General features: G+C 32.3%; 9 protein-coding genes. 6 read left to right on the top strand and 3 right to left on the bottom strand.

The features are described 5' to 3' along the window. The first annotated feature begins 65 nt into the window (after positions 1-65). The 5 genes from parE to AC1RPT_RS03060 all read left to right on the top strand — a co-directional run bounded on the left by parE (position 66) and on the right by AC1RPT_RS03060 (position 7,270). A complete protein-coding gene (parE, locus tag AC1RPT_RS03080; protein WP_481761323.1) occupies positions 66-2,084 on the top strand; it encodes a DNA topoisomerase IV subunit B in 2,019 nt (672 codons plus the stop codon). Between the two features lie 24 nt (positions 2,085-2,108). Next, positions 2,109-4,541, top strand: coding sequence for a DNA topoisomerase IV subunit A (gene parC, locus AC1RPT_RS03075; RefSeq protein WP_481761409.1), 2,433 nt, complete (start codon positions 2,109-2,111; stop codon positions 4,539-4,541). Positions 4,542-4,646: 105 nt separating this feature from the next. Then, positions 4,647-5,603, top strand: coding sequence for a LysR family transcriptional regulator (locus AC1RPT_RS03070; RefSeq protein ID WP_481761322.1), 957 nt, complete (start codon positions 4,647-4,649; stop codon positions 5,601-5,603). 16 nt (positions 5,604-5,619) lie between these two features. Next, positions 5,620-6,549, top strand: coding sequence for a manganese-dependent inorganic pyrophosphatase (locus tag AC1RPT_RS03065; protein ID WP_481761321.1), 930 nt, complete (start codon positions 5,620-5,622; stop codon positions 6,547-6,549). A 61-nt stretch (positions 6,550-6,610) separates the two neighbouring features. Further along, positions 6,611-7,270, top strand: a complete 660-nt coding sequence (locus AC1RPT_RS03060; protein ID WP_481761319.1) for an HD domain-containing protein — start codon at positions 6,611-6,613, stop codon at positions 7,268-7,270. 42 nt (positions 7,271-7,312) lie between these two features. On the opposite strand, the gene xerS is transcribed toward AC1RPT_RS03060, so the two are convergent. The 3 genes from xerS to AC1RPT_RS03045 form a co-directional block, all read right to left on the bottom strand. Next, positions 7,313-8,383, bottom strand: a complete 1,071-nt coding sequence (gene xerS / locus AC1RPT_RS03055; RefSeq protein WP_409022540.1) for a tyrosine recombinase XerS — start codon at positions 8,381-8,383, stop codon at positions 7,313-7,315. A gap of 622 nt (positions 8,384-9,005) precedes the next feature. Further along, the gene (locus AC1RPT_RS03050) at positions 9,006-9,872 is read right to left on the bottom strand and encodes a DegV family protein (RefSeq protein ID WP_481761318.1); all 867 of its coding nucleotides are present in this window, start codon (positions 9,870-9,872) and stop codon (positions 9,006-9,008) included. 27 nt (positions 9,873-9,899) lie between these two features. Continuing rightward, positions 9,900-10,319 (bottom strand): MarR family winged helix-turn-helix transcriptional regulator, encoded by a 420-nt coding sequence (locus AC1RPT_RS03045; protein WP_481761317.1) that lies wholly within the window; start codon positions 10,317-10,319, stop codon positions 9,900-9,902. A 155-nt stretch (positions 10,320-10,474) separates the two neighbouring features. Between AC1RPT_RS03045 and AC1RPT_RS03040 the strand changes: the two genes are divergently transcribed. After that, a complete protein-coding gene (locus tag AC1RPT_RS03040; protein ID WP_481761316.1) occupies positions 10,475-12,178 on the top strand; it encodes an NFACT RNA binding domain-containing protein in 1,704 nt (567 codons plus the stop codon). The last annotated feature ends 42 nt before the right edge of the window (positions 12,179-12,220 follow it).

Here is a 12,220-nt window from a genome sequence, read left to right as displayed (position 1 = left end):
TAAAAAAGAATAGGTTATTATAGTAACGTTACTGTAGGAATACAGAGTAAGGGGCGTTTAACTGAATGACTAATCAAAATAAAACAAAATACAATGATGATTCAATTCAAGTTCTTGAAGGACTAGAAGCAGTTAGAAAACGACCTGGTATGTATATTGGGTCGACAGATGGCAAGGGATTACATCATCTTGTCTACGAGATTGTTGATAACGCAGTTGATGAAGCCTTGTCAGGATATGGTTCACAAATCGACGTTACAATCCACAGTGATAACAGTATTACTGTTGTAGATTATGGTCGTGGTATGCCTATTGGTATGCATGCATCAGGAATACCAACTGTTGAAGTTATCTTCACTGTCTTACATGCTGGTGGAAAATTTGGCCAAGGCGGATATAAAACGTCTGGTGGACTACATGGCGTTGGCGCAAGTGTCGTTAACGCATTATCTTCATCATTAACAGTTGATACCGTTCGTGATGGTATTCGTTATGAAGAAAAGTTTAAAAATGGTGGGCATCCAGTTGGGACTTTAAAAAAATTAGGTGCAACTAAACGAGCAAATGGAACAACAGTAACTTTTAAACCCGATGAAAGTATTTTTTCAACTACAATTTATAAGTATGATATTTTAGCTGAAAGATTAAAAGAGTCTGCCTTTTTATTACGTGGTGTCAAAATTGTTTTAACAGATGAAAGAACTGATAAACAAGATATCTATCATTTTGAAGAAGGTATTAAAGAATTCGTTGCTTATTTAAACGAAGACAAAGATACACTTGGCGAAGTGATGTATTTTGATGGCATTAAAGATAAAATTGAAGTAGAAGTTGCAGCACAATATAATGATGGCTACTCAGAAAACTTAATGTCCTTTGTTAATAACGTTCGGACAAAAGATGGTGGTACACATGAAGCAGGAATGAAGTCTGCTTGGACAAAAGCATTTAACGAATATGCCAGAAAATTAGGTCTTTTAAAAGATAAAGATCGTAATTTAGAAGGTAGTGATGTTCGAGAGGGCCTTTCAGGAGTCATTTCAGTGCGAATACCTGAAGAGTTATTGCAATTCGAAGGACAAACGAAGGGTAAATTAGGTACACCCGAAGCAAGATCTATCGTCGATAGCGTTCTGAGTGAAAAACTTGGGTTTTATTTGATGGAAAATGGTGAGTTTGCACAAGAACTTGTTAGAAAATCAATTAAAGCTAGAGAGGCTCGAGAAGCAGCTCGTAAGGCTCGTGATGATTCAAGAAATGGGAAAAAGAAAAAGAAAAATGATCGCTTATTATCTGGGAAATTAACACCTGCACAATCGAAAAACGCTAAGAAAAATGAGTTGTTTTTAGTCGAAGGTGATTCTGCCGGTGGTTCAGCTAAACAAGGTCGTGAACGCAAATTCCAAGCCATTCTACCTTTACGTGGTAAGGTATTGAATACTGAAAAGGCAAAATTACAAGATATTTTAAAAAATGAAGAAATTAATACAATGATTTATACAGTTGGCGCAGGTGTTGGTGCTGAATTTAAGCTCGAAGACAGTAACTACGATAAAATTATTATCATGACTGATGCTGATACTGATGGTGCGCACATCCAAACCTTATTATTGACATTTTTCTATAAATATATGCGTCCACTAATTGATGCTGGGAAAATCTATATTGCTTTACCACCTTTATATAAAATTCAAAAAGGAACGGGTAAAAAAATAGAGAGTATCTATGCTTGGACCGATGAAGAGCTTGATAAAGCAACAACAAAAATTGGACGTGGTTACAACCTACAACGATTTAAAGGTCTGGGCGAAATGAATGCAGATCAATTATGGGAAACAACTATGGATCCAATGACAAGAACTTTAGTTAGAATTCGAATTGATGATCCTGCACTTGCTGAAAAAAGAGTGACAACCTTAATGGGCGACAAGGTAGAACCTCGTCGAAATTGGATTGAAGAAAATGTTCAATTTTCACTTGAAGAGGACGGTAGTATCCTTGATAAGGTATCAAGTAAACAAGTTACTGATTTAAAAAATGAAGAAGATTTAACATTATTTGAAGATCAAACAACGACTGACTAAGGAAGGAGGATTATTAATTTGGCTATAGAAAAAGATACATCAAAAATTCAAGAGCTGACCTTAGAAGATGTTATGGGTGAACGATTTGGTCGTTATTCTAAATATATTATTCAAGAACGTGCTTTACCTGATATACGTGATGGCCTAAAACCTGTTCAACGTCGTATTTTATACGCAATGAATCAAGATGGTAACACATATGATAAAGGGTTTAGAAAATCTGCTAAATCTGTCGGAAATGTTATGGGTAATTTTCATCCTCATGGAGATAGCTCAATTTACGAAGCTATGGTCCGTATGAGTCAAAACTGGAAATTACGAACACCATTAATTGAAATGCACGGAAATAATGGGTCAATGGATGGTGATTCTCCTGCCGCAATGCGTTACACAGAAGCTCGTACAAGTAAAATTGCGACTGAAATGCTACGTGATATTGAAAAAGAAACGGTTGATTTCGTATTGAATTTTGATGATACGGAGTATGAACCAACTGTTTTACCAGCAAGATTTCCTAATTTGTTAGTAAATGGTGCAACGGGAATTTCAGCTGGGTATGCAACTGAAATTCCACCTCATAATTTAAGCGAGGTTGTTGATGCCGTTGTTTATTTAATTGGTCATCCAAATGCGACTTTAGATAAATTAATGTCATTCGTTAAGGGCCCCGATTTTCCAACCGGTGGTATTTTACAAGGACTATCCGGCATCCAGAGTGCTTATAAAACGGGGCGTGGTAAAGTAGTCGTTCGTTCTAGAACTGAGATTCAAGAACTAAAGGGTGGTAAAACACAAATTATTATTTCAGAAATTCCATACGAAGTGAATAAAGCTGTTCTTGTTAAAAAGATGGATGAAATTCGCTTATTAAAAAAAGTTGATGGGATTGCTGAAGTTCGAGATGAAAGTGATCGTGAAGGACTACAAATTGCAATTGAATTAAAACGCAACGTCAATGCACAAGGTATTTTAAATTATTTATTTAAAAATACTGATTTACAAATTTCGTATAATTTCAATATGGTTGCAATTAACCATCAACGACCTGAGTTAGTTGGCTTAAAAAAATTCTTATCTTCGTACTTAGAGTATCAATTAAGTGTTACGAAAAAAAGAACTGAATTTGATTTAAAAAAGGCTGAGTCTCGTCAACATATCGTTGAAGGGTTAATTAAAGCTTTATCAATTTTAGATAAAGTAATTAAAGCAATCCGTGCAAGTAAAGATAAAAAGAGTGCTAAATTAAGCTTAATGGATCTGTTCGATTTCACAGAAAAACAAGCTGAAGCAATTGTTTCATTACAACTGTACCGCTTGTCTAATACAGATGTGACTGCGCTTGAAAAAGAAAATGCAGAGCTTGCTGCAAAAATTATTGATTACAAAGCAATATTGGCAGATCCTAGTAAGTTATCTGATGTTGTGAAAAAAGAGCTTAAACAAGTATCTAAAGAATATGCCACACCTCGACTAACTGAAATTCAAGAACATATTGAAGACATTAAGATTGAAACAGCAGTTTTAGTAACTCCCGAAGATGTTCAAGTATTAGTTAGCCGTGATGGTTATCTCAAACGTAGCTCATTACGGTCATTTAACGCCTCAGGAGTAAATGAGAATGGTTTGAAAAACGAAGATCAAATTGTATTTAATGAATCTGTTAACACATTAGATCATCTATTTATGTTTACAAATAAGGGAAATATGATTTACCGTCCAATTCATGAAATAACTGAGGCAAAGTGGAAAGATACTGGGGAACATATTTCACAAACTATTGGATTAGATACTGATGAATATTTAATTAAAGCATTTTCTTTCAAAAAAGTGAATGTCCCTGGTAAATTTGTTTTTGCAACTAAAAATGGATTCATTAAACAAACACTGGTTTCCGACTTACAACCCGGACGAACTTATAAAGGTCATGCAAGTAAATTCATGAAATTGAAGGAAGCTAACGATGATGTTATCTTGATTTCATACTTGAAAGAAACGGATGACTCGTTATTCATTTTTAGTGCTTCACATGATGGGTATGGATTAAAGTATCCTCTCGAAGAAGTTCCTGTTGTCGGATCTAAAGCAGCTGGTGTAATCGCGATGAATCTTAAGAAGGATGATTATGTTGCCGCTACTTGTTTAGTAACTGAACATAGTCAGATTGGATTATTAACACAGCGCGGTTCATTTAAGCGTATGGCTGTATCAGAAGTGAGCTCGACAAGTAGGGCGAAACGTGGCGTTCTTGTTCTTAGAGAGCTTAAGAAGGAACCTCATAGAGTCGTTGGCATGAAACTCATTACTAAAGATGTGAATTTAAATGCCCTTACTGAAAGTGGCAATGAATTTATTATCGAACCAATGTCATATCCGCTATCTGATAGATATTCAAATGGTTCATTTGTTATTGATACAGAACAATTAGGAATACCTAATAATTTAAATGAGATTAATTAATAATTAAATTGTTAAAAAAAGGCAAATTTGTTTGCTCTTTTTTTTTATTACGCTTATTATACTAATATGACTATTAATTTCTAGAACTGAGGAGATCACGCTAATATGAAAACAAAGCAAGAAAATATATTTTCATCAAAAACGTTAACATATTTTTTACAGCTTGCAGATATAATGAATTATACGCAAGCAGCCCAAATATTAGGAATCACACAACCTGCATTAACACAGCAAATTAAAAAATTAGAAAGAACAGTTGGTGCACCACTTTTTTATTCTGTTGGTAAAAAATTACATCTTTCTGATGCTGGCTATACAATGCTAGATGCAACACACCAAATCTATGAAACATTAAATAAAGCAACGAATGAAATTCAACAATCAACAAGTGCAACACAAGGAGAAATTACTATCGGGATTTTGGCTTCAATCGAAGACGAAGTGTTTGATGATTTTGTTATCCAGTACTATAAAAATAATCCAGATATTATTGTGTCATTCCATTTACTAACGCGTAAAGAAATTTGGAGTGAACTTGAGAATAATAAAATTGATTTAGCTATTATGTATCTTCCAGATGAAAGTATTAAAAACTGGAAACCATACGAAAGTAAGAAAATCTTTACTGAAGATTTATTGTTTTTACATCATAATGAAAAGTTATCTTCTAAAAAGAAAGTTAGACTTCAAGAAACAATTGATAATGTTTGGGTCACTTATCCAAGTGATTATTATCTTGATAAAACAATTAAAACAATTTATCAAAATCAATTAGTTAACCTGCCAAAGAGTGTTGCTAGATTTACATCACCCACACAGATTTTAAAATTTGCTCGTGCAACACATGCTTATTCAGCATTACCAACTTCATTTTTAACGGCTCATCCTGAAAGCAAAGACCTTTGGACATCTCATTTTGATCCAGAAATAAAATTTGATTTGTCATTTGTCTTTAGAAAAGATAAAGATGAAATTCCTAGAAATGAACATTTTTTAAATGCATTTGATAAATTTTTAGAAGAAAAAGATTACATGACTCGACTTAAAGAAATTAACAAATAAAAAGGAGATTATAATAATGACTAAACAATTAATTTTTGGACATCAAAGTCCTGATACAGACGCAGTTGTAGCTGCTAAAGCATTCTCATATCTACAAAATAAATTAGGTTTCGATACTGAAGCCGTTACCTTAGGAACATTAAGTGAAGAAACAAAATTTGTTTTAGATTACTTTAATGAACCTGAACCAAGAATTATTGAAACAGCTAAAAATGAGGTTGAATCAGTTATGTTAGTTGATCATAATGAATCTCAACAAAGTGTTTCTGATATCGCTGATCTTGTTGTAACAGACGTTGTCGATCATCATCGTATTGCTAATTTCACAACCAATATGCCTCTTAATTTCCGCGCAGAGGCTGTCGGTTGTTCAAGTACCATCCTATGGAAAATGTTTAATGAAAACAATATTGAAATTCCTGCTAATATTGCAGGATTAATGATGTCAGCTATTATTTCTGATACATTGTTATTCAAATCACCTACAACGACTCCAGTTGATATTGAAGCAACTAAAGCACTTTCTAAAATTAGTAACACTGATTACAATGTATACGGATTAGATATGTTAAAAGCTGGAACTAATTTATCTAGCAAAACTGAAACAGAATTGATTAACGGAGATGCCAAATCTTTTGATATGGCTGGTAAAACAGTACGTGTTGCTCAAGTTAATACCGTTGATTTAGAAGAAGTTTTTAACCGTGAAGCTGCACTAGTTTCAGCGATTGAAGATGATAGTAAAGCTAATAATTATGATTTATTCTTACTATTAGTTACAAATATCCTAGACAGTGATTCAGAACTATTAGTTGTTGGAGAACCTAAAGAAATGGTTGAAAAAGCCTTCAACACAAAACTTTCTGATAACAAATTGTCATTACCTGGTGTTGTTTCAAGAAAAAAACAAGTTGTTCCTCAATTACAAGCTGTTTTTGAAGCTTAATAAAAAATCTTAAAAGTTTAGACTTTATCTCTAAGCTTTTTTATTTTAAGGAGAATTTAGGATGCTACCTGAAGAACAAATTCAAGCAGTTAAAATATATACGCAAAATAAATTAGCGTCAGATACTTCTGGACATGACTTTGCTCATATTGAACGAGTCGTTACAAATTCAAAAACGATTGCCTCAGAAATTCATAATATCAATTATTTAATAATTGTTCTTAGTAGTTATTTACATGACGTAATTGATGATAAAGTAGTCGATAATGTTAAAGAAGAAGTAACTAATTTAACAAATTTTTTAACATCTATTGATTTAACTTCACTTCAAATTAATGATATTTTAATAATTATTAAATCAATTTCTTTTAAAAACCAATTGAACGATAATACTATTAACTTGCCCGAAGAAGCAAAAGTTGTTCAAGATGCTGATCGATTAGATGCAATTGGTGCTGTCGGTATTGCTAGAACTTTTTATTACGGTGGACATGTTGGCAGTAAAATATATGATCCACATCGTGGTCCAAGAAGAAATATGACCCCAGAAGAATACAGGAATATTGAGAATCAAACGGTCATTAACCATTTCTACGAAAAGTTATTGACACTTACAGAAACAATGAACACTGAACCAGGAAAACGAATGGCTAAAAATAGACATCAAATTATGTTAGATTTCCTTGAGAATTTCAAATCTGAATGGGAAGGAAAGTCATAAAATAAAAACGATTAACTCAATATCGAGTTAATCGTTTTTATTTTATAATTTATTAATAGCATTCCGTTGTTCTTCATCAATCATATGGGTATATAACGCAGTTGCACTTGTCGAACTCTGACCCAATTGTGTTGCTACAAGTTGTTCATTCTTCGTCTCTAGGTACAATTTAGAAGCGAGTGTATGGCGTAGTTTATGCGGCGTAACACGGACTTTAAATGCAGATGAGTACTTGGCTACCAATTTTTCAATTGTACCACTCTCAATGCGTTTTCCAATTCCACGATATGATGAACAAAATAGGGCTTTTTCCATTTTATCTACTTTATAGTTCATTGTACGCACTTCAATATATTTAACAAGATAGGGGATTACCCACGGTGCAATTGGCACAGTATCCTTCTTGCCACCTTTTCGAATGACGGTAATATTATTTGTTTTTAAATTTAAATCAGGTAGGTCACTATTTGCAACTTCTGAAACCCGTAAACCACTACCTAGCATTAAAGCGTTAATAGCAATATCGCGATCTTTATCCCGTTTGAAAAAGGAAAGACCTTTAGGCTTTAACAAATCGGCATATTTTTGATCAATAAAGTTAATATAATCACGATCTTCAGTTCCAAGCATTAATTTATCTTTAATATTTGCTGCACGTGTAGCAAACGTTTCGTTATCTTTTACGACAGTAATTTTTTTCATCACATTACGATAAAAATATGGCTCTCCATCTTCTTTTTCCGTTTCTTCAGAAAGATACCTGAACAATGAAGAAATCGCTGTTAGAGAACGATTTACAGTGCTCCTAGAGAGTTGTGTGTTGCTATTTGCATTATTTGATTTACTTCTAGAAAGTAGGGAGGATTTATATAGTTCCATATCTTCCTTTTTTAAATGTTCTAAAACACTAATATCGATTGTCTTAATTGATTTTTCGTTAACAATACCTTCTGCCAGTAACCAATCAAAAAAACGTCTAAACTCTGTTAAATATTGATATAACGTTGCATTGGATAGGGGGATTGTAGATTTAGATTGATAGTATTCCTGCGCATACCAAGGTTGGTACTGTAATTCATTCTCAATTAATTCTAAATATTTTTCTTTTCTCAAAAATACACCTCATTATAACGGATAGTTTAATACGTAGAGAATAACACATTAAAGAGTTACAATTCAACTTTAATGAAAGTTGAACGCAAAATGTTCTTATATCAAACAGTATGATACATATTATTTAAAATTAGTGTTTATTCACAAAATAACTAATATATTTAATACTTTAGATTTTAAGTAATCCTTATATAGCTAATACCATAATTTGGCAAATTATGGTCGTCATGCTTGATATGTATCTACAAATATTAGTGTTAATTATATAATTTATTGGAGAATAATAATTGTAAATATATTTTATGATGAACAAATTATATTTACATAAAATAAAATGAGCGAGATACAAATACAAAACGAATGATAATTTAAATAGACTTGTTTAAAATCAGTAAGATATTGCGCTACTAAACTTTCATTAAATTGTGTGTTTTAACTAAAGTTGGATAGTGTTAATATGATAAGTCTCAATTTACCACTCATTTGATGCTTTTAAACTTTATCTATTAACTTAAAATTATTTTCTCCGACATACTATTATCTAGTCACAGTTACATCTTAATTATTATTTGAAAACAAAAAACTAACAACCGATTAAACCGGTTGTTAGTTTTAATAACTCTTAAGCTTGATCAAAGTCTTTAATCCACGCTAATGCTAATGCTTTTTCACCTAAATGTGTCCCAATGACTGGTCCAAAGTAACTGATATCAAATGTCATATCAGGATATTTCTTCTTCATTTTAGTCTGCCACTTAATTGCTGACGTTTCATCATTTGCATGAATAATAAGTCCACGTAAAGGATAATCAACAGATGCACGATGCTCTTCAAATAAATCTTCTACACGCTTAATTGCCTTCTTAGTTGATCTAATCTTTTCAAATGCAACAATTTTATTTGAAACACTATCAAATGTTAAAATTGGCTTAATTTTAAGAACACTTCCAATAAAGGCTGAAGCATTAGACAAACGACCGCCTCGTACAAGATTTTGCAAATCATCAACAATGAAATATTCACCTAACGTTGTCTTCAAATCATCTAATCGGGCAATGATATCATCGATAGAGGCATCTTCTTTAGCCATTTTAGCAGCTTCCAAAGCTAAATATCCCATTAACATAACTGTGATACCAGAATCATACGGTATCACACGAGTTGACTCAATTGTTGGTGCTATATTTTTTAAATTATCAATAAATCCTGAAATTGTATTTGTTAAATGAATACTTAAAATAATATCATAGCCTTCGCTACCTAATTTATCATATAAGTTAATCATTTCCCCAACAGAAGGCTGTGAGGTACTTGGAAAGGATGCAGATGTCTTTAATTTTTCATAGAATCCTTCAGTTGTAATATCAACGCCTTCATTATAAATTTTATTGTCAATAATGACTGGGATAGGAATTATAGTAATATTGTTCTCTTCAATCTGATCTTTAGATAGGTACGAAGTACTATCTGTTACAATTGCTATTTTCATTAATTAAACACCTCATTTTATGACGGTTTAAACGTCAGTCCTCGTTAGACTTTTGTCTAAGCGATTTAATAATATTCTTAATAAATTTTGTTCATCTTCTGGCCACTTTTCAAAAATAGTTGCTTCAAGTTCAGTAAAACCTTTATCAACTGCTTTTGACGACTCAACGCCGATTTCAGTCATTGTATAAATCAATTGGCGTTTATCGTCACCGATACTATGCTTATCAAGCATTTCTTTTTCAACTAAGCGTTTTAATTGTCGACTTAGTGTTGAGATATCTAGATCTGTTTCTACGGCCAATTTTTCCTGTGTGTTAAATTTAGCACTTATTTTCTTTAATAACTGCCACTCAGATATTGTTAATTGATTTTTTTTAGTTAAACGTTGTAAAATCACTTTATACTGTTTATCAATTGATAGTAAGTTTTCAAGACTTGTTTTCATTTTGTTGACCCCTTAAATTCGATATACCTTGCATTATACAATATATAGACTAAAAATGGCAAGAAAACTATTCAATAATGATTCTTTGCGATTTATCGTTTAAAACGTTACACTTGTAGTTATTAAACATATTTTATAGAAAGTGAGTTGATTAAATGTCATTTGATGGCGTTTTTACTCATGCAATGATTAGTGAACTAAGAACCAAACTAATCGGTGGTCGGGTCTCAAAAATATCACAACCCTACCCTAATGAGGTTATTATTACAATTCGTGCAAATAGAAAGAATCAACCCTTACTATTATCTGCACATTCAAGTTATGCTCGTGCACAAATTACAAATATTCCCTATTCAAATCCTAAAACACCAACTAATTTTACTATGATGCTTCGTAAATATTTAGAGAGCGGTCAACTTGTAGCAATTGATCAGATTGCTAATGATCGTATTATTAATTTTTCATTTTTAACTAGAAATGAACTTGGTGATGAACAACCTCTAATTTTAAGTTTAGAAATGATGGGACGTTATAGTAATTGTCTACTAATTAATCCAACTAATGATAAGGTTTTGGATACCATTAAACATATTAGTTCAGACCAAAATCGATATCGTATGCTAATACCTGGTGCAACCTATCGTCAGCCACCAGCTCAAGATAAATTAAATCCATTTACAGATACAACTGATACATTTAAAAAACTTTTATCCGAGTTTCCAAATAAGGAAGTCCTAGCGAAGGAACTTCAAAATAGCTATCAAGGTCTCGCTGGTCAATCTAGTTTAGATCTTGCAACTGCACTTCATACTAATGTTGAAGACCCTAGTGTCAGCTGGTCAACTTTCTTCACACAATTTGATACACCGACACCAACTATTTTATCTGGCAAACGTCTTGATTTTTCGGCCATTCCAAATAAAGAAATTGGTACTGGTCAAGAATTCGATTCATTAAGCGAAATGCTGGATACTTACTATCTCGATAAAGCAAATAAAGACCGCGTTCAACAACAAGGTAGCCATTTAATCCGCGTTGTTAAAAATGAGCTCAAAAAGAACCGTGGTAAACAAAAAAAATTAGAAAAAACTTTAAAAAATACTGAAACAGCGGATCAATTACGGGTCCAAGGTGAATTATTAACTACTTATCTTCACTTAGTTAAACAAGGAATGACAGAAGTTTCATTACCTAATTTCTATGATAATGAAAAAGAAATGACCATTCAATTATCCAATCAAATTTCACCTTCAAAAAATGCACAAAAATATTTTAAAAAATATCAAAAACAAAAGAATGCAGTTATATTTGTTAATGAGCAACTTCTCCTAAATAAAAAAGAAATTGCTTACTTAGAAGAAATTCAATCAGAAATCGAGTTAGCTGAACCTAAAGACTTACCAGATATTAAGGTTGAATTACAACAACAAGGTTTATTAAAAGAACAAAAATTGAATAAAAATAAAAAAGCAATTAAAATTAAAATAAGTAAACCAGATGAATATTATGCAACAGATGGAACCCTTATCTCTGTTGGTAAGAATAATCTTCAAAATGATCAACTAACCATGAAGACAGCCAATAAATCTGACATCTGGCTACATGCTAAAAACATTCCTGGTTCCCATGTAATTATTCACAGTTCTAATCCTAGTGATGAAACAGTCACAGAAGCGGCTAACTTAGCTGCTTATTTCTCAAAATATCGTCAATCAGCATCTGTTCCAGTAGATTATATCCAAGTTAAACGGATTAAAAAGCCCAATGGCTCAAAGCCAGGTTTTGTTGTCTACGAAGGTCAAAACTCAACCTTTATTACACCAGACTTACAAAAAATTATGGCTATGCGTCGTAAATAAAAAGTTTCAACTAAGAAATTATTCTTAGTTGAAACTTTTTTA

It is taken from the genome of Dellaglioa sp. CoH-56-MRSF-11 (assembly GCF_056782135.1).
This window is presented reverse-complemented; position numbering and strand designations above follow the sequence as displayed.